Origin of the sequence: Treponema sp. OMZ 906 (genome assembly GCF_024181185.1) — a bacterium.
Lineage (GTDB): Bacteria > Spirochaetota > Spirochaetia > Treponematales > Treponemataceae > Treponema.
Map to the genome: position 1 here is coordinate 2,084,555 of NZ_CP051196.1, position 18,193 is coordinate 2,102,747.

Annotated in this window: 18 protein-coding genes; 10 read left to right on the plus strand and 8 right to left on the minus strand. The window is 43.8% G+C overall.

The genetic code is table 11. The features are described from left to right. The first annotated feature begins 4 nt into the window (after nucleotides 1–4). From E4N69_RS09370 to E4N69_RS09380, 3 genes are all read left to right on the plus strand, one after another. A complete protein-coding gene (locus E4N69_RS09370; RefSeq protein ID WP_162664052.1) occupies nucleotides 5–586 on the plus strand; it encodes an MptD family putative ECF transporter S component in 582 nt (193 codons plus the stop codon). Between the two features lie 68 nt (nucleotides 587–654). Then, the gene (locus E4N69_RS09375; protein WP_253823650.1) at nucleotides 655–1,413 is read left to right on the plus strand and encodes a class I SAM-dependent methyltransferase; all 759 of its coding nucleotides are present in this window, start codon (nucleotides 655–657) and stop codon (nucleotides 1,411–1,413) included. Nucleotides 1,414–1,715: 302 nt separating this feature from the next. After that, nucleotides 1,716–2,087 carry a nuclear transport factor 2-like protein gene (locus E4N69_RS09380; protein WP_253823651.1) on the plus strand — a complete coding sequence of 124 codons (372 nt, stop codon included), beginning with the start codon at nucleotides 1,716–1,718 and terminating at the stop codon, nucleotides 2,085–2,087. A 76-nt stretch (nucleotides 2,088–2,163) separates the two neighbouring features. Here the strand turns inward: E4N69_RS09380 and E4N69_RS09385 are convergent, their stop codons facing one another. Together E4N69_RS09385 and E4N69_RS09390 are read right to left on the minus strand one after the other, a co-directional pair. Then, nucleotides 2,164–3,510 carry an MATE family efflux transporter gene (locus tag E4N69_RS09385; protein ID WP_253823652.1) on the minus strand — a complete coding sequence of 449 codons (1,347 nt, stop codon included), beginning with the start codon at nucleotides 3,508–3,510 and terminating at the stop codon, nucleotides 2,164–2,166. Between the two features lie 24 nt (nucleotides 3,511–3,534). Beyond that, nucleotides 3,535–4,128, minus strand: a complete 594-nt coding sequence (locus tag E4N69_RS09390) for a TetR/AcrR family transcriptional regulator (RefSeq protein WP_253823653.1) — start codon at nucleotides 4,126–4,128, stop codon at nucleotides 3,535–3,537. 152 nt (nucleotides 4,129–4,280) lie between these two features. Here E4N69_RS09390 and E4N69_RS09395 point away from each other — a divergent pair, with 152 nt between their 5' ends. The 4 genes from E4N69_RS09395 to E4N69_RS09410 all read left to right on the plus strand — a co-directional run bounded on the left by E4N69_RS09395 (nucleotide 4,281) and on the right by E4N69_RS09410 (nucleotide 6,997). Beyond that, the gene (locus tag E4N69_RS09395) at nucleotides 4,281–4,601 is read left to right on the plus strand and encodes a TfoX/Sxy family protein (RefSeq protein WP_253823654.1); all 321 of its coding nucleotides are present in this window, start codon (nucleotides 4,281–4,283) and stop codon (nucleotides 4,599–4,601) included. Between the two features lie 169 nt (nucleotides 4,602–4,770). Then, nucleotides 4,771–5,031, plus strand: coding sequence for a type II toxin-antitoxin system RelB/DinJ family antitoxin (locus E4N69_RS09400; RefSeq protein WP_002681992.1), 261 nt, complete (start codon nucleotides 4,771–4,773; stop codon nucleotides 5,029–5,031). Next, nucleotides 5,031–5,297: a Txe/YoeB family addiction module toxin gene (locus E4N69_RS09405; protein WP_253823655.1), complete on the plus strand. Its 267-nt coding sequence runs from the start codon at nucleotides 5,031–5,033 to the stop codon at nucleotides 5,295–5,297. The genes E4N69_RS09400 and E4N69_RS09405 overlap by 1 nt, the downstream gene beginning before the upstream one ends. Before the next feature lie 74 nt (nucleotides 5,298–5,371). After that, on the plus strand, nucleotides 5,372–6,997 hold the full coding sequence (locus E4N69_RS09410) for an ATP-binding cassette domain-containing protein (protein ID WP_253823656.1): 1,626 nt from the start codon (nucleotides 5,372–5,374) through the stop codon (nucleotides 6,995–6,997). Here the strand turns inward: E4N69_RS09410 and E4N69_RS09415 are convergent. Both E4N69_RS09415 and E4N69_RS09420 read right to left on the minus strand, forming a co-directional pair. Then, nucleotides 6,952–8,169, minus strand: a complete 1,218-nt coding sequence (locus E4N69_RS09415; RefSeq protein WP_253823657.1) for an ABC transporter permease — start codon at nucleotides 8,167–8,169, stop codon at nucleotides 6,952–6,954. The genes E4N69_RS09410 and E4N69_RS09415 overlap by 46 nt on opposite strands. Before the next feature lie 5 nt (nucleotides 8,170–8,174). Next, nucleotides 8,175–8,660, minus strand: coding sequence for an FMN-binding protein (locus E4N69_RS09420; RefSeq protein WP_253823658.1), 486 nt, complete (start codon nucleotides 8,658–8,660; stop codon nucleotides 8,175–8,177). Nucleotides 8,661–9,013: 353 nt separating this feature from the next. Here E4N69_RS09420 and E4N69_RS09425 point away from each other — a divergent pair, with 353 nt between their 5' ends. Next, entirely contained in the window at nucleotides 9,014–9,829 is an 816-nt protein-coding gene (locus E4N69_RS09425; RefSeq protein ID WP_162664060.1) for a transporter substrate-binding domain-containing protein, read from the plus strand. A gap of 16 nt (nucleotides 9,830–9,845) precedes the next feature. Continuing rightward, nucleotides 9,846–10,673, plus strand: coding sequence for a substrate-binding periplasmic protein (locus E4N69_RS09430; protein WP_162664061.1), 828 nt, complete (start codon nucleotides 9,846–9,848; stop codon nucleotides 10,671–10,673). A gap of 45 nt (nucleotides 10,674–10,718) precedes the next feature. Here E4N69_RS09430 and E4N69_RS09435 read toward each other — a convergent pair whose 3' ends face one another. Further along, nucleotides 10,719–12,002, minus strand: a complete 1,284-nt coding sequence (locus tag E4N69_RS09435; RefSeq protein WP_253823659.1) for an MFS transporter — start codon at nucleotides 12,000–12,002, stop codon at nucleotides 10,719–10,721. 126 nt (nucleotides 12,003–12,128) lie between these two features. Here E4N69_RS09435 and E4N69_RS09440 point away from each other — a divergent pair, with 126 nt between their 5' ends. Beyond that, nucleotides 12,129–12,815 (plus strand): class II aldolase/adducin family protein, encoded by a 687-nt coding sequence (locus E4N69_RS09440; protein WP_253823660.1) that lies wholly within the window; start codon nucleotides 12,129–12,131, stop codon nucleotides 12,813–12,815. A gap of 82 nt (nucleotides 12,816–12,897) precedes the next feature. Here E4N69_RS09440 and rpsG read toward each other — a convergent pair whose 3' ends face one another. The 3 genes from rpsG to rpoC all read right to left on the minus strand — a co-directional run bounded on the left by rpsG (nucleotide 12,898) and on the right by rpoC (nucleotide 18,186). Further along, complete coding sequence (rpsG, locus tag E4N69_RS09445) at nucleotides 12,898–13,368, minus strand: 30S ribosomal protein S7 (RefSeq protein WP_044013319.1); 471 nt, start codon at nucleotides 13,366–13,368, stop codon at nucleotides 12,898–12,900. Nucleotides 13,369–13,380: 12 nt separating this feature from the next. Then, nucleotides 13,381–13,755: a 30S ribosomal protein S12 gene (rpsL, locus tag E4N69_RS09450; RefSeq protein WP_016518396.1), complete on the minus strand. Its 375-nt coding sequence runs from the start codon at nucleotides 13,753–13,755 to the stop codon at nucleotides 13,381–13,383. Nucleotides 13,756–13,842: 87 nt separating this feature from the next. Then, nucleotides 13,843–18,186 (minus strand): DNA-directed RNA polymerase subunit beta', encoded by a 4,344-nt coding sequence (gene rpoC, locus E4N69_RS09455; RefSeq protein WP_253823661.1) that lies wholly within the window; start codon nucleotides 18,184–18,186, stop codon nucleotides 13,843–13,845. Nucleotides 18,187–18,193: the final 7 nt, after the last annotated feature.

Consider the following 18,193-nt stretch of genomic DNA (forward strand, 5'->3'; position numbering starts at 1 on the left):
AATAATGAAAGAAAAAAGAAGGTTTCAACTCAAAGATTTGATTGTTACCGCATTAATGGTTTTATGCTCACAGATTTTGTATAGAGTATTATCATTTCTGTTTATATCACCATATACCTTGCTTTTTGCTATTCCTATCTGGGCAATCATAGGAGCAATCGCTTATTTCCTAGTACCTACTAAAACAAAAAATCCATGGATGATATTACTGTTTTGTGTACTTACCAGCCTGATAGGCTTTTATCCGCCATATATAATCAGCTGTATTACCGGTGGAATTGCTGCAATGCTGATCGCAAAAATAAAAGGCATAGGGGATTATATAGGTTTAACCGTAGGATATATGATATTTTGTGTACTTGCAGGATTTGGTGGAATGTATGTACCGTTCTTATTTTATGCGGAACAGACAATTACTTCTTATAAGGAACTATTTGGAGATGAATACTTAGATATTTTAACTAAAATAGTTTCACCAATCACAACAGTAATAATGCTTATTATTATAGCAATCTGCGCGATTATTGGTGCAATGATTTCAAAAAAGCTTCTAAAAAAGCATTTTGAAAAAGCAGGGGTTATTTAAAAAGTAATAACCGATAGGGACAACCCGATAGTTGATACTTTCTTCTTGACTTTTTATGGGAGCATTTTATGAATACACATCAAAATTATCAGGATGCAAATGCAGCGGTGATCGACCGTTGGATTACTGAAGGCTGGGAATGGGGTAAGCCCATTGATCACGAAACCTATATCAATGCACAAAACGGACAATGGTCTGTAGTATTGACGCCGACAAAAGCGGTACCGCGTGAATGGTTCGGTGATTTAAAAGGGAAAAAGCTGTTAAGACTTGCGTCGGGAGGCGGTCAGCAAATGCCGATTTTTACCGCAGCCGGAGCGGAATGTACCGTGCTTGACTACTCTGAAAAACAGCTTGAATCTGAGCGGGTCGTTGCCGAACGAGAAGGTTATCGAATTAACATTATACGGGCAGATATGTCAAAACCGCTATCCTTTGCCGATGAATCCTTCGATATTATTTTCCATCCGGTAAGCAATTGCTATATCGAAAAAGTTGAACCGGTGTTTTTGGAATGTTTTCGTATACTCAAAAAAGGCGGCGTGTTACTGTGCGGACTTGATACGGGGATCAATTATATTGTCGATCAAAAAGAAGAGAAGATTATCAACGCACTTCCGTTTAATCCGCTTGTTTACGAAGCGCACCGCAAACAGCTTGAAGAAGCGGACTGTGGATGGCAATTTTCTCATACAGTAAGCGAACAAATCGGCGGACAGCTGCGCGCAGGTTTCACGCTCACCGATATATACGAAGACACGAACGGAGAAGGACGCTTGCACGAATTGCATATCCCGTCATACATTGCAACGCGCGCGGTGAAGTAAGAAGAATCCGTTGTGTCGTTTATAAAAAAATATTATTGAGGTGATCATGGTATTAAGAAAATATGAAGCGCAAGATTCAAAAATCATTTGCAGTTGGATTAAGAATGTAAAGCAGCTTTATCAATGGTCTGCCGACAGAATAAGGCGGTTTCTGCGGGAGTGTTTACGAATAATGAGCGTGCACGGTATTGTTATGAAGCCACCGGTTTTCAACCAACAGAAAAAGTTATAACCTATATGATGCCGGATTGCGCATGGGAATGTATTGAAATGGAATTGAATATCTAACTTTGAGGCTGGTTATGAACATACAAGATTTTTTGAATGCAATATTAAAACAGGATGCCGAACAATTACGCACTTACTTTTCCGATTCGGCATATATCAACTGGCATTGTACCAATGAGCATTTCACGGTTGAAGAATACATACAAGCAAATTGCGAGTATCCGGGAACATGGGACGGAACAATCGAAAGAATAGAACAAATCGGTAATCTAATCATCACCGCTGTCAACGTATATAGTGTTGATAGAACAAGTTCTTTTCATGTGGTATCGTTTATAAAACTAAAAGATAATAAAATCATTGCGATGGATGAATATTGGGGAGACGATGGAGTCCCACCGCAGTGGAGATTGGAGAAACGGCTTGGGAGAAAAATACATATCTAATGGCTCATCCTTTTCAACCCTGTCATTGAGTATCATCTCCCATAAAAAGTTCATTGTTTTAAGATTAAGGAATCTCTTAAGCGACTTCCTTTTCTATTTTTCTCATTTCATTAAGCATTAAAAACAATCCGACTATAATCATTGTAAAATCTACAATAGGTTCCGCCCACCAAACAGCTGACGCTCCGAATAATTGCGGCAACAGAAGTATCGCCGGAATAAATAATACCAATTGTCTCAACAGTACAATAATCCCTGCTTTTTTACCGTCTCCAATGGATTGGAAAAAGGTCAATGTCATAATCATAATTCCGTATAAAATAAATGTGGAATAAAACATCTTAAAGTTTTTAACACCGGCTTCAATAATCTGATGTCTTACACTGAATAACGACAGTAATGTATCGGAACAAAACATTGACGGTATCCACGAAGCAGCCGCAAGAATAGTTGCTCCATACATAAAAATCTTCATCGTATCTTTTACTCGCCCGTATTGTTTTGCTCCGAAATTTGCTCCTATAACAGGCTGCAATCCTTGACTCATTCCCCATAACGGAATAAATGAAAACATATATAATCTCATTGTTGCAGACATCAAAATTCCCCAGTTATCTCCGCCATATACAAAGGCTTGCTTAAATAAAAATGTTTGCTGCACCGCAAATAAAATTTGCATCATCATTGCCGAACTGCCGATACTAAACATTTCACGGTAAATTGCTTTGTACTTTTTGACTTTATGGATTTTCACAAATGAACTCTTCTTTGAAAAATAATGAAATGTTAATAAAGCTTGTACGATCTGAGATAATACGGTTGCGATAGCAGCTCCTTCAATAGCATACTCTCCCATGAGCTTCATAAGAATAGGGTCTAACATAATGTTGAGTATGGCTCCCGTTCCCATAATCATCATTGATTGTTTTAATGCCCCTTCGCCGCGCATTGTCATATTACCCGCTTGAGCGAAATTAACAAATAGAGATCCAAAGAACACAACCCGCAAATATCTCCCCCCCAGCTCTTTAATATTTCCTTTAGCGCCAACCATATCTAAAAAATGAGGTGTAAATATCAAACCTACTATTGTGATAATTGCAGAAAATAAAATAACCCAATAACAAAAATTGCCGAATATTTTATCTATTGTTTCTTTATCGCCCTTACCGATAGCTCGTGATAATATCGATGCACTGCCTACGCCTATCAAAGCCGATATTCCGCCATTTATAATTGTCAAGGACATGGATACACTAATTGCCGACATCGCATAGTCCCCAATAATCCGTCCTGCAAATATCCCATCCATAAACGGATATAGACCGATAACCAGCATTCCGATTATTCCCGGAACGGCTAACTTAAACAGTAATTCTTTAGGACTTTTAGTTAATAGCTGTGTTTTCATATCTTGTTTCATCGTAATTCACCTCTTCCTATTGGTTTAGTTATTTTTTTCAAGATCAATAATGTATTGAATCATTGTTTCTTTTATATACTTCTTATGAACGTCAAAAGAATTTCGTGCATTAAGCACTTCCGAACTCACGATTAAACTGTTAATGTAATGAACTAAAAAGCCATCCTTAAAAATATGTGCTGTAATTCCCAGTTTCTTTGCAATGAGATCAAGTTCTTTGGTTGTATGCAATTTTAGTTCTTGATATAAATCTTCCAAATCTTGATTATAGTTTTTTGCTTGTAAAAGAAGCGCGTACAGCTTCATTAAATCGGTTTTCGCTAATGCCTTACTTGTTAAAATATCACCCATTTGCTGATATTTATCTTTGCTCCGATTATGCGCTAAATATTCAGTTATCAAGCTATTTCTGTATTCATTTCCATCAAGCATCAAGTCTTTAAGCATTTCAGTTGTACTTGCATAATGATGATACACACCGCCTCTACTCATACCTATTTCCGTAATGATATCTTCCATTGTTGTATTCTGAAAGCCTTTATCTAAAAAGCATTTTTTTGCAGCTTCTCGAATTTCTCTTTTTCTCATCTGTCCGACTTTTTGTTTTTCTTCTTTCAAAATAAAGTCCCTCCTTGCAAAAAACCGACAATATTGTCGGTTTTTAATATAACGTTATTATTAAGTGGTGTCAAGTAAAAAAACACTTTGTAAACAATGCGAAATGAACAGTATAGACAAATAACAGCTAAAAACAGTAGACTTTAGTAATTATGGCATCGAGTAAAACATATTTAGACTTCATTTTGGAGCAGTTATCGGAATTGCAAGACATACGCTATCGCGCAATGATGGGAGAATTTATCATTTACTATCGAGATAAAATTGTGGGCGGTATCTACGATGACCGCTTACTGGTAAAAGCGGTTCCGGCGGCAATTGCGTATATGCCGAATGCTTCCTACGAATTGCCGTATCAAGGCGCAAAAGAAATGCTTTTAGTAGACGAAGTTGATGACAAAGCATTTATAACGGGCTTGTTTAATGCAATGTATGATGAATTACCGGCGCCGAAAATGAAGAAGAAAAGATAAAAAGTGTGCGGTATTTATACTATGGAGCTGCTCCACATTAAGTTTTAGACTGAAAGTGATGTTAAAAATAATTCCCCGCCCTCTCCACACGAATAAATCAAATTTTTAACAGACAGGATACTTGATTTTTGGGAGCTCATGTATTACATTGTAGTAAGAGGTATTAGAAATGACTACAATATCAGCAAAAATCACACAGAACGATAAAATAAGTTTTGAACGAATATGTGATTCTATGGGTATCAATATTTCTTCGGCTATCAATTCTTTTGTAAAGGCCACGATTCGGGAAAATGGCTTGCCCTTTGCACTGAAAGCATCCGAGGATCCGTATATTTATTCGGAAGAAAATATGAAATATTTGCGTAAAAGTATACATCAGATTGAAACCGGAAAATGTCAAATTCATGAACTGAAGGAAACTGATTGATGGTAAAAGTTTGGTCTGATATTGCATGGAAAGATTATTGCCAACTTTTTGATAAACATCAGCAAAAATTGATAAAAACTACACATGATTTAATTAAAGATATTGAAAGAAATGGTATCGATAAGGGAAAAGGACAACCTGAACCATTAAAGCATGAATTATCAGGGTATTGGAGCAGAAGAATAGATGCGGCAAATCGACTTGTATATAAAGCTGAAGATAATAAATTATATATTGTTCAGTGCGGTACACATTATCATCAATAAAAAAATCGTAAGGCATCGGTAATTATGGCATCGAGTAAAACATATTTAGACTTCATTTTGGAGCAGCTATCGGAATGATAACACTACAAGATATTTCTTTTTCATATCCGGATTCTGCGGAGATATTATTCGACGGATTCTCCGCAGCGCTTGGAGGAGCATCCCATTGGACATGTATTACCGGTGCAAACGGCTGCGGAAAAACGACATTACTCAAATTAATCGCAGGGATGCTACCGCCGCTTTCAGGGATAATTAAATGCGAATCGGCAGTATACTGTGCGCAAAACAGTACGGAACTGCCCGATACTGCGTATACATTGTTCTGGGATGCGGATAACGAAGTGCGTCGCTTTTTCTCGCTGCTTAATATTACGGCAAAACAGCTTGAACGCTGGGAAACACTTTCGGGCGGAGAAAAGAAGCGGCTGCAAATTGCCTGTGCTTTAGCGGAGCGTCCTTCGGTTCTGCTGCTTGACGAACCGACCAATCACTTGGATGCCGTTTCAAAAGAGCTCATTATAAATGCCTTAAAACTGTTTACCGGCACAGGGCTCATTGTCAGTCATGACCGCGCCTTTGCCGATTCATTGTGTACCGCTACCTTCTACTTATATCGGGAATCGGCAGCGTTCGCAGACGGAGCCGATTCAATCAGAGGTAAGCTCTATGCTGCGAATGTAAGTACAGCGCTTGAACTTTGGGACACAGAGCGAGCTTCCTGCCTTTCGGAATGGCATAAAGCGGATGCAGGGGTTTCAAAAGCAAAAGCACTTTCAGATATGTGGCAGCGCGAGGCAGAACATTCTAAGAACCGCCTGAGAAATGTGTACGGCGGCAAAGACCACGATGCAGCACAAAAAATCCGCCTTGCCATTGTTACCGGTAAAGACCGTACGCCGGGCACCGTAAAAAAATGTTTTGACAGCCGCCGTGAACAAGCCGAAAAACGCCGCGATACTCAAGCAAAACCGCTGAACCGTAAGGAAGGGTTTTCACCGGCGCAAGCAGACACGTCAGTGTTCATTCCAAAGGTACTCATACACCTGCCGCCGCAAATCATCACTGCAGGAGAAGATGGCAGTTATACCTTGCAGATTCCCGAATTGACGGTGCAAAAGCAGTCCCGCATTGCGCTGACGGGAGCCAACGGAACAGGAAAGACATTGCTTGCACATACCATATTAAACCGGATACGGGAAGCTGATCTGCAAAAGAAAAGCGATGGAGAAAGTCTTTCATTTTATCTGCCGCAGGAAATTCCGAAAGCAGAAGAACAAGCAGTGTTAGCACACTTCTTCTCGCTCGATAAAGAACTGCGAAGTGAAATTCTTTCTACGGTGTACCGCATGGGATCGAATCCCAAAACGCTGCTTACCTTTATTGACAGCAAGCGGATCAGTCCCGGCGAACTTCGCAAGCTCATGATTGCACTTGCAATGTCAAAACCACTCAAAGTTCTTATTTTGGACGAACCGACCAATCACTTGGATATTCTTTCTGCCAGACTTCTCGAAACTGCCCTTGCAAAAATATCATGCGCACTCATTATTATCAGCCATGACAGTGTTTTCCTGCAAAATTGCAACTGCATGGAATTGTGGCGGATTATCAAAACCGGCAGTTGCGGAATGTTGGAACAGATAGATAATCCCTATCCTTGCAGCTGTAACGCAGGCTCTTGTTTGGAAAATCCGTGAATGGTTTTAAGCGCAGCAAGCGGGCCGATACCCGAAATAACCGATAAGGTTAAAAGGGCGCACAACAGTATCCACAAAACCGGCGGCGTAAGAAAGGGCATTTTAAGACCGGCGATAATTGCCTGATTAAACAAGAGAACAATTAAGCAGGACAGTCCCGTTCCGATTCCCGCACCTGATGCACTGATGATAAACGCTTCGGCAGAAGCAAGCTGCGCAAGTTTTTTCTTTGTACCGCCGATAATCCGAAGCATTCCGAATTCTTCTTTCCGCTCATGGAATATCGAAGAAAACGACACTGCAAGTACAATGAACGACAACAGCCAGAGCAGCGCAAGCAGCACATAAATATACACATTGAGGTTTGCGATACTTGCGGAAATATTGGTCATCATCCGTTTGGAAATAAGAGGATAAATCTGTTCACCTTCAAACTCAGCGAGGATGCGCTTGGCAACCGTTTTGACATCGGCATTCGGTTTTATCCGCACCATAACGCTGGAGATAAGATCCTCGTCTTGTGCAACCGGATGTTCCATAATCCGCTCATATTCTTTTGCAAGCCGCTTTGCATTTTCAATTGTCATAAACACGGAGTTATCAAAGCCCATACCTGTTTTTGCGAGCCGTCCCGTAATCACAAAAGGCTGATTAAAGAACTTAACTTGGGACTGCGTATCCCCGACGATGTTACTGCCCACGACAATCTGATTATCGGTAAGCGGTAACCGAATCTGTCTTTCGAGCCACGGCTTGATATTAAAATCGGAATCAAAGTCGATGCCGATTACCTGCAACGGAAACGAACAGCATCCGGCGGAAAGGGTTGCGATAAAAAGCTGCGGAGAAGCAAGGTCAACCCCTTCAATCTTTTTAAGGCGATCTACAACCTCGGACTTAAAGTAAAAGCTGTTCGGTTCACCCCGCAGTAGTGCGCTTTCGATTTTTGAATCATACCCCTGCGGTACGACAATGATGTCTGCACCCAGCCGGTTCGACAGAGACTGCATTCCGCCGTTCAAACTCTTGACCAAAAAGCTGCCTGCAAAAAGACTGAACGCCAGCACCGCGGTCAGCACAATCAAACTCACCGTCCTAAACGGCTTGCGTTTAAGGTTCTGTTTCGCAAGTTCGATAACCGTTAATTTTTTGACCGGTTCGGAAGCTGCCATCGTTACTACTCCGCCTTCGCCTGTTTAAGCGCGATACCGACTACGTTCTCAAACAGTTCATAAGATACGGTCGCGCCGGCAATCGCATCCACTTTATCAAGCTGCTGCGTTTCAACCAGTTTCGGTCCATACTTTTCGGCATTCTTAATTGCGTTCTGCGCAATTTTGTATAAACCGGCATTCTTAATCACTCCGTCGGTTTTGCCGTAGTCCTCGCCTTTCAGCGTTCCGTCCTTCTCGTAAGACAGAAATTCACAGTCGGTTATTTTACCGTCTTTAACGGTTATCGTTACCTCAGCATACCCGCCCCAATCGTCTTTAATACCGGAAACAGCTTTGTAAACGCCGTCCTTATACCGTACCGCAGTCTGCGTTTCCTGTACCGATTGTCCGGCCTGCTGCGCCGCCCCTTCATTTTTACTACACCCTGCGAAACAAAACGCCGCAAGTGCCAATGTAATTGTGAATATACGCAAAGATATTTTTTTCATTCTTTATCATTCCTCCTTATAAATCCATATCACAGGATATCTCTTTTCAGAATGCATTAAGCGGTGCACTATAACACGATTATCCGAAAATTTCAATGTTACAGTATAACTTTTCACGGAAATCAATTTTTACCCTTTTCATATTCGTGAAATCAATAATTTTTCAATTTTGTAAAATAGAACTCATCAGTAAGAGCAGCCTAATGCGATTCCATCAAACGGACATGAACAATTTACCCTGAACACTCTGAACAATTTCTCTTTACAGGACTCATAAAAAGTGTTAGTCTGTGGCCACAGAAGTATTAAACTCACCGTGCGAAAAATTGTTGTTGAAGGTTGTAAAGATAAATATGAAAAAACGGGTAACTGCATGTGCAGTATTATGTATACTATGTATTTTATTTTCTTCATGCCGCAGTAATAAACTTGAATATATTGAAGATCCGTCTTGGTCAAAGGTTCAGGTAAAAGCCACACTGGTCATCGGTGTTTCAGATTTTGTTCCCATCCTCTCTTTTAGAAATGAAAAGAACGAAATAGTGGGATATGATATCGATATATTAACGGAATTATGCCGCCGCCTCGGCATTCATCCTATCTTTTATCCGATAGATTGGACACAAAAAGAGATTCTTTTGAATACGGGAATAATTGATTGCATTGCGAGCGGCTTCAGCCTTACGGAAGACCGGAAACAGCACTATCGGATGTGTACGCCATATCTTCAAAATGCGAAAATTGTCGTAGCTCTTGCAAGCAAAGAATATCAAACGTTGGCACAGTTACGAGATAAAAGGATAGCAGTTGAGGTGGGAACAGCAGGAGACGAAGCTTTGTTGGATGTAGAAGTGTTGAAAGACCATGTGAGCATCCGGCAGCTTGACTCTATTAATCACCTGTATGAAGCCCTCGATGCAGGAACATGCGATGCTGCTGTATTAGATCTTATTTACTCATGGAATATGCTCGACAAAAATCCACGATACCGTATTATCAACGAAGCCATTGCCACCGAATATTATACGTTTGCATTTCGAAAAACGGATAAATCGCTTGTAGCTAAAATTGAATCTGTTTTGATTGAAATGAATGGAGATAATACTATCCCGAACTTTTCAAAGAAATGGTTCGGTTCTAATTTGTCAATACTGAATACCAGATTCTAATAGTACTGAGGTAAAAATGAAAGTAAAAATTTTTTTTGGTATTCTTTTGCTGTTTACAATTCTTTCCTGTACCGAGCAGCGAACAAATGAAGAAGGTATAAACGATTCTTCATTGGCAAGAGTCATTGTCAAAAACGAACTCGTAGTCGGCGTCGACCCGTCAATTCCTCCGCTCAGTTTTTTTTCCAGTACGGGTGAAATCATGGGATACGAAGTAGATATAGCCAAAGCCGTTACCGAAAAGCTCGGAGTAAAGCTGCGGCTTGTCCCCATTACATCCCAAAACAGAATTGCAGAACTCGAAAACAGAAGAATTAATTATATCGCAAGCGGTTTCATCAATAATGAGGCCAATGCCGAACGCTTTTTACTAAGTATACCGTATTTACGCGATGCGCTGGTCGTTGTTGTGCTACAAAGTTTTAGTGGTGAAGTACAGTTCCGCCAATTTACCGATTTACGGAATAAGCGAATTGGTATGCTGTCCGATGAGGAGATGCGTAAAATTGTCATGAAGTCCCCTCTTTATATTAATAACGGACGCCGGCCATATCTTTATCCCCGACAGGAGATCATGCTAACTGCATTGGATTATGGACAACTTGACGCTGCCGTCATGAACTTACTAACATATTACAATAAAACCACAATAGAAAAGAAACCTTACGAAGTAATTGGAGATCCGATCAATATCGCGACTTATAGTTATGCATTTAGGAAAGAAGACGAAGAGTTGGTAAAAGCGATAAATATTCTTCTTGTCGATATGGCGCAAGACGGAACCCTTCGGAGAATATCCGAAAAATGGTTTGGTGTCGATGTGTCAATCGCTGGGAAATACTGATGAATATCTCTAAAAACCGATTCGCAATCCACGCTAGAGGGAGGTTCAATTGCTTTTTTGCCACAGGCACAGAAGACAAAAGCCGATACCGATAGCAGGGAATACGCTAAACAATAAAAAAAGAGCCTGATACCCCATATATTCGATAATATATCCGCCGATCACACTGCCGAGTACATAGGCGACACCGTTTGCTGCAGTAAAAAAGGTCATCGCAGTTACTGTATTGCCACGGCTATGCAAAACGCAGAGCAGCACGCTCAACGGATGGAATAAGCCGAAACTAAGCGAATGCAAAAGCTGTCCTACGACAGCGCCTGCAATGCCGGGGATAAAAATATAACAGCAATTCCGTACGATGATACTAAATAAACAGACAGCAAGGAGCCGCTCTTTGTCAAAATGCCGGATAAGCTTTCCGGAAATAAGAAGCACCGGTATTTCTGCCATTGCCGACAGAGCCCATAAACCGGCAGATGCTTCTATTTTGATATATTCTTCTACATAGAGCGAAAAAAAACGTTGGCAGGGAACTAACCCTAAGAATGCGAGAAAAATCAACAACAGGTATTCCCAAAATAACTTAGCAAATACGGCAGGTGCCCTCCGCTGTCCTGCGGGCGTTACAGTCTCCTGTGCATTCAGTTGTATCAAATCCTTTGGGAACTGCTCTACCGCAAGAGGTTCCGCACCGTCCGGCAACACCGTATTCCTTCCGGTCAGACTTTCCGCACCATTCTTTTTATCTGCCCGAACTTGCAACGGATCATATAAATCGGGCACCCATCGGAGCATTGCCACAAACAACAGTGCCCCCGTACTAATGCTCAGCATCATTGAAATGGGTCTTTTTCCCGAAATAAGCGGATGCAGTTGCAAAAATAGATTCATTCCGACAAAGCCGACAGAACCGAGCGCTCGAATTTTCCCATATTGGGCATTATGCTGTCCAAGCGCTTTTGTTGTGAATCCGTCTAATACCGGTACCATTCCCTTAAAACCTATGGCGAAAATACCAAGGCAGATCGCCGTAACAAAAAAAGAATGGGAGTGGAGGAGCGGTAACAGCAATAGCGCAATATCAAACCCGAATATGCACATGACCAATCCGTAACGACCGGTTTTATCAAGTCGGCGCGTAATAAAGAAAGGTGCACATACACCCGCTATTTCGATAACACCGAGCAGAATACCGATCTGTGCCGTTGAAAACCCGAGTGTTCTAAGCATAATCGGCAGATAGGTATTGACTATCGCATATATTGAAAACAACAAAAAATACGGCATACCTCTGCGCACTATCAGCGGCCGCGTTATCGCCTTTTCCATAAGGTTTATACTCCCCATAATCGGATCATACGAATAATACAAATATGCGAAGGTTTTGTCAAAAAATTTCTATAGTTTTAGCCATTTTAAATTGACAGAAGAGCATTCCGCAGTATACTGAACGCTATGAATATTTCAGAGATTAAAGATCAGATGTGCGATATTTGCCATAAAATGTGGCAGCTTGGCTGGGTAGCGTCAAATGACGGGAACGTATCGACTAAGCTGGAAAACGGAAATTTTTTGGTAACGCCGACAGGTATCAGCAAAAGCCTCATCACTCCTGAAAAACTGCTGATCATTACCAAAGACTGTGAAATCATTGAAGGCGCATCAGGGTATAAACCCTCGTCGGAGATTAGAATGCATTTACGCTGCTATCAAGATCGCGATGATGTCGGCGCTGTAGTCCATGCGCATCCGCCTGCCGCAACGGCCTTTGCAGTCGCGCACCTACCGCTGGATCGCTATACAACCATTGAATCGGTTATTACCATCGGTTCGGTACCGCTTGCCCCTTATGGAACGCCGTCAACCGACGAAGTTCCCGAAGCGATTGCTCCGTATTTACCCGAACACGACGTGCTTCTTCTCGAAAACCACGGCGCGCTTGCCCTCGGCCGTGATCTTTTAACCGCATATTACCGAATGGAGACCCTGGAGCTTTCGGCAAAAATCAGTATCTACGCCCATATCCTCGGCGGTGAAAAAGAAATTTCTCGCGAAAACATAGACCGCCTCTGCCGTATGCGCGCCGACTATAAGGTATGGGGTAAACACCCCGGATACAAGCATTATCGGAAAGATGAATAAAAAAAGCCTTGAAACATATTGTTTCAAGGCTTTTCGCGCTCTGCTGCATTACCGATAACGATCGGTACCGGCAGATATAAAACTACCAGCGGTAGTGCGCAAAGGCTTTGTTCGCTTCCGCCATACGGTGGGTATCTTCCTTCTTTTTGAAGGCAGTACCGGTATTGTTGTAGGCGTCAATGACCTCGGCAGCCAAACGTTCGGACATTGCATGACCGTTCCGGCTGCGGGCAGCGCCGATAATCCAACGCATTCCGAGCGCCTCGCGGCGGGATTCGCGGATTTCGATCGGTACCTGATAGGTGGCGCCACCGACGCGGCGAGATTTTACCTCGACAAGCGGCTTAACATTCTCAAGCGCCTTGGTAAATACGGTAAGAGGATCTTCACCGGTCTTCGATTTAATTACATCAAAGCTGTCATACAAAATAGCCGTTGTAACGGATTTTTTTCCGTCAAGCATCATACGAGCAATAAACTTTGAAAGCACGACGCTGTTATAGCGTGCATCCGGCGCAATCGGTCTATTGATAGTCTTCTTTTTTCGTCCCATAATAAACCTCCCTTACGCCTTGGGCTTCTTCGCGCCGTACTTTGAACGGCCGCGCTTACGATCGGCAACACCGAGCGTATCCTTTGTTCCACGGATGATGTGATATCGCACACCCGGTAAATCCTTAACACGGCCGCCGCGGATTAACACAACGGAGTGTTCCTGTAAGTTATGTCCAATACCCGGAATGTAGGCAGTTACTTCGATACCGTTGCTCAAACGCACACGGGCAACCTTCCGCAATGCGGAATTCGGCTTTTTCGGCGTAACCGTCATTACACGGGTGCATACACCGCGCTTCTGCGGGCATGACTGCAATGCAGGGCTCTTGGTTCGCGAGACGACCGCTTTACGCCCCTGCTTTATCAATTGATTAATTGTAGGCATTTGCCCTAACTCCTTATATCTCTCCGCCAGCACTACGGATTAAGTTATAACAACAGTTGTTTATTTTAATGCACTATATGCAGACTGTCAATCCTCAAAATCCCCAGCATCTCCTGCAGGTTCTTCACGAGGCTCTTCATCATAAGAAGTTTCGACGGACTCCGTACCATCGTAGCCGAGATCGTCATCCGTATCAAAATCTTCTTCATCCATCTCCGCTTCGGCTTCGGCAGCTGCCGCTTCTTCCAGCTCGCGTCTGCGCCGCTCGAGAATTTCATTGACTTGCTCGTCCAAGTCGCTCATGTTCTTATCAAAGAGCTTAACCGAACGATACTGCGGCATACCGGTACCGGCGGGAATAAGATGTCCGATAATAACATTTTCCTTTAAGCCGCGCAGCTCGTCGGTTTTTCCGGCAATAGCGGCATTCGTCAAAACCTTTGTCGTCTCCTGGAACGAAGCAGCCGAGATAAACGAATCGATATTCAATGCCGCTTTGGTAATACCTTGGAACATCGGACGAGCGATAGCCGGCTGACCGCCTTCCGCGGTAACGCGCTTATTTTCCGCATGGAACTGATACTTATCAACCTGCTGACCGTAGATAAAGCGGGTATCGCCGACGGAAACCACCTCAATCTTACGGAGCATCTGGCGGACAATAACGCCGATGTGCTTATCGTTGATGGAAACGCCCTGCATTCGGTAAACGTCACGGATCTCATTCATCAGATAATTCTGAAGTGCATTTTCACCCAAGATTGCAAGAATATCATGCGGATCAAGGTTACCGTCGCATAGCCGCTCACCCGCTTCAACCGTGTCGCCGTCTCGGACAAGCAGTCGCTTGGACATCGGAACCAAGTGCTTATAATCCTTGCCGTAATGGTCGCGCACAATAACGATGCGCTTACCTTTCAGCAAGCCTTTAAACGAAACGGTACCGGCGACCTGAGCCAGTACTGCAGGCACTTTGGGACGGCGAGCTTCAAAGAGTTCCGAAACACGGGGAAGACCGCCGGTAATATCCTGCGTTCTCGCAGCGGCTTTTGCAAGTTTTGCGATAACGGTACCGGCCTTAATCTGCGTATCTTCTTCGACCATCAGCTGAGCGCCGTCCGGTAGATAATAGAAACCGAGCGCATTACCGGATTCATCAGAAATAAATACACGGGGCTGTAAGGTCATATCCGATTTTAATTCGGAAATATGGCGTTCCACGACGCCGGTTTCATCGTTGACTTCTTCTTCGAGGGTCGAACCGGGGATAATATCCTCAAACCGGACAAATCCGTCCTGTTCCGCAAGAATCGGTTCATTATACGGATCGAAGGTTGCAACAATCGAGGTAGCCGGTACGTAATCACCCTTTTTAATAACAACGGTAGAACCGTTTCTGATTTCGGTCTTCTGTTCGGGCGCCGTCAAATACAACGTCGAACCCTTCAAATAAGCAAAAGCGTTCAGCGGGCTCTTTATAACCGTGCCATCCGCAGCGGTATACAGCACGTCGTCGCGCAGAATGCGAACACCCGTTTCCACCGCAACGGAATCCCCTGCCGCAAGCGTATACTCTTTAAGTACCTTCTCAAACAGAAGCGTACCGCGCCGGGTAAACAAGAGATTGCCGTCATCAAGCGGAATGGATGTTCCCAAAATATCCTTGATGATGACGGGATATTTAAAGGTGATATGATTCTCTTCGGTCGTGCTGCTTGCCGTACCTCCGACGTGGAAGGTACGCATCGTGAGCTGAGTACCCGGCTGACCGATGGACTGTGCGGCGATGATACCGACCGCCTCGCCGATTTCGACAATCTTATTGCGGGCAAGGTTGCGGCCATAGCACTTGACACAAACGCCGTGTTTGGACTCGCAGGTTAATACCGTGCGGAGCTTAACGGTCTGGACGCCTGCTTCTTCGATCTTCGCAGCAATCTCATCGGTGATATATTCGTTTACATCAATTAAGAGCTCATGCGAAATCGGGTGCTCAACCCGCTCGAGCGTATACTTACCGACAATCCGTTCGCTCAAAGATTCAATAACCTCGTCTCCGGATTTTACCGCCGAGTATTCAATACCGTTGATGGTGCCGCAATCTTCTTCATTGACAACAACATCCTGTGCAATATCGACAAGACGACGCGTTAGATAACCGGCATCAGCAGTCTTCAACGCGGTATCGGCAAGACCCTTTCGGGCGCCGTTCGTAGAAATAAAGAATTCGATAACGTTCAAACCTTCTTTGAAGTTTGAACGAATGGGCAACTCGATAATATCGCCGCTCGGCTTAGCCATAAGACCTCGCATACCGGCAAGCTGACGAATCTGGTTACGGCTACCACGAGCACCGGAGGTGGCCATCATATAAATTGTGTTGAAGCCGTCCTGATCCTTTGCGAGCGTATCCATCATTATCGTGGTCAACTCTTCGTTTGTCTTTGACCACACTTCAACAACCCTGTTATACCGCTCTTCCTGCGTAATATGACCGCCGCGATACTGATTATATATAGAAAGAACTTCGCTGTTTGCTTTTTCAAGCATAGCCGATTTTTCCGCAGGGATAATGATATCGTCCATACTCAACGTCGCGCCGAAGAAAGTCGCATAGTAATACCCGACGGATTTGAGCTTATCGAGCATCTGGACGGTAACCCATGTTCCCTTCGTGCGGTACACGGTTTCAATCAGCTTGCGGATTTGCTTATCATCCAGAGCGGTATTGACAAACGGAACTCCTTCCGGCATCTCTTCGTTAAAGGCGAGGCGGCCGGGCGTCGTTTCAACCTCTTCACCGCGGTACTTAATCTTTATCAGTTCCTGCCAACCGATGGAACCGGCCTCTGCGGCCATCATTACTTCGGCAACCGAAGAATACCGGCGAATATGCTGACCTTCCTTTAATGAACGCTGCTTGGTTAAATAGTACAGACCGAGAACCATATCCTGTGACGGATATACGATTGTCTTTCCGTTTGCAGGGTCGAGCAAGTTTCTGCTTGAAAGCATCAGCGTCCAACATTCCATCTGCGCCGCCTGTGTAAGCGGTACGTGAATAGCCATCTGGTCACCGTCAAAGTCCGCGTTGAAGGGTTTACAAACGAGCGGGTGCAGCTTAATAGCCTTCCCTTCGACAAGAACCGGTTCAAAGGCCTGAATACCGAGCCGGTGCAAGGTCGGTGCACGGTTCAGCATAACAGGATGTTCGCTGATAACCTCATCGAGAATGGCAAAAACCGGAGCGGCCTCCTGCTCAACCATAATCTTTGCTTTCTTGATATTGGAAACGATTTCTTTTTGCACGAGCTTTTTCATAATGAACGGCTTGAAAAGCTCCATTGCCATCTTGGTGGGCAAGCCGCACTGCCACAGCTTTAATTCGGGCCCGACGACGATAACCGAACGTCCCGAATAGTCAACGCGCTTACCGAGCAGGTTCTGGCGGAAGCGCCCTTGCTTGCCTTTGAGCATATCCGAGATGGATTTAAGCGGGCGGTTTGACGAACCTTTAATGACACGCTTCCGCTTCGAATTATCGAACAAAGCATCTACCGCTTCTTGCAGCATCCGCTTTTCGTTGCGGATAATGATATCGGGTGCTTTTAAGCTCATCAAGCGAGTTAAACGGCTGTTCCGATGAATAACGCGGCGGTACAAATCGTTTAAATCCGAGGTTGCAAAGCGTCCGCCGTCCAACTGTACCATCGGGCGCAAATCGGGCGGAATAACCGGAATAACGTCAAGGATCATCCATTCGGGCTTATTGTTTGACGTTCTAAAATGCTCGACAATTTCGATGCGCTTTAAAAGCCGCTTATCGCTTTTTGCACCCTTTTCTATCATCTTCATTCTGAGCTGAGCAGCGAGCTCATCCAGATTTAAGTTGCTTAATAAGGTTTTAACGGCTTCCGCTCCCATATTTGCGGTAAAGGCTCCGCCGTACCGTTCCTGAGCATCGCGATATTCGTCTTCGTTTAACAGCTGATTTTTCTTTAAATCCGTTCCACCCGGCTCAATAACGATGTACTTTTCGTAATACAACACCGAACGGAGCGCCGCAACCGGTAAGTCCAGCAAAAGCCCCATTCGGCTCGGCACCGACCGATAGTACCAGATATGAGAAACAGGTGCTGCCAATTCGATATGCCCCATACGCTCGCGGCGTACTTTAAAATGAGTAACCTCGACACCGCAGCGGTCGCAGATAACGCCTTTGTAACGGATTGATTTAAACTTACCGCAATAGCATTCCCATTCTTTTGTAGTACCGAAAATACGCTCGCAGAAAAGCCCTTCCCGCTCAGGACGCAGGGTACGGTAGTTAATTGTTTCGGGTTTCTTTACTTCGCCGTACGACCACGCGCGGATCGCTTCGGGCGAAGCTAATTTAATCATAATATTGTCGAAATCTTGTATATCTCTCATAGCCCAT

Bases quoted from the DNA above. Each gene is read 5' to 3' on its own strand.
- E4N69_RS09370 (WP_162664052.1), top strand. From the start codon at position 5: ATGAAAGAAAAAAGAAGGTTTCAACTCAAAGATTTGATTGTTACCGCA.
- E4N69_RS09375 (WP_253823650.1), top strand. From the start codon at position 655: ATGAATACACATCAAAATTATCAGGATGCAAATGCAGCGGTGATCGAC.
- E4N69_RS09425 (WP_162664060.1), top strand. From the start codon at position 9,014: ATGAAAAAACGGGTAACTGCATGTGCAGTATTATGTATACTATGTATT.
- E4N69_RS09420 (WP_253823658.1), bottom strand. From the start codon at position 8,660: ATGAAAAAAATATCTTTGCGTATATTCACAATTACATTGGCACTTGCG.
- E4N69_RS09435 (WP_253823659.1), bottom strand. From the start codon at position 12,002: ATGGAAAAGGCGATAACGCGGCCGCTGATAGTGCGCAGAGGTATGCCG.
- E4N69_RS09400 (WP_002681992.1), top strand. From the start codon at position 4,771: ATGACTACAATATCAGCAAAAATCACACAGAACGATAAAATAAGTTTT.
- E4N69_RS09415 (WP_253823657.1), bottom strand. From the start codon at position 8,169: ATGGCAGCTTCCGAACCGGTCAAAAAATTAACGGTTATCGAACTTGCG.
- rpoC (WP_253823661.1), bottom strand. From the start codon at position 18,186: ATGAGAGATATACAAGATTTCGACAATATTATGATTAAATTAGCTTCG.
- E4N69_RS09395 (WP_253823654.1), top strand. From the start codon at position 4,281: ATGGCATCGAGTAAAACATATTTAGACTTCATTTTGGAGCAGTTATCG.
- E4N69_RS09385 (WP_253823652.1), bottom strand. From the start codon at position 3,510: ATGAAACAAGATATGAAAACACAGCTATTAACTAAAAGTCCTAAAGAA.
- rpsL (WP_016518396.1), bottom strand. From the start codon at position 13,755: ATGCCTACAATTAATCAATTGATAAAGCAGGGGCGTAAAGCGGTCGTC.
- E4N69_RS09440 (WP_253823660.1), top strand. From the start codon at position 12,129: ATGAATATTTCAGAGATTAAAGATCAGATGTGCGATATTTGCCATAAA.
- E4N69_RS09410 (WP_253823656.1), top strand. From the start codon at position 5,372: ATGATAACACTACAAGATATTTCTTTTTCATATCCGGATTCTGCGGAG.
- E4N69_RS09430 (WP_162664061.1), top strand. From the start codon at position 9,846: ATGAAAGTAAAAATTTTTTTTGGTATTCTTTTGCTGTTTACAATTCTT.
- E4N69_RS09380 (WP_253823651.1), top strand. From the start codon at position 1,716: ATGAACATACAAGATTTTTTGAATGCAATATTAAAACAGGATGCCGAA.
- E4N69_RS09405 (WP_253823655.1), top strand. From the start codon at position 5,031: ATGGTAAAAGTTTGGTCTGATATTGCATGGAAAGATTATTGCCAACTT.
- rpsG (WP_044013319.1), bottom strand. From the start codon at position 13,368: ATGGGACGAAAAAAGAAGACTATCAATAGACCGATTGCGCCGGATGCA.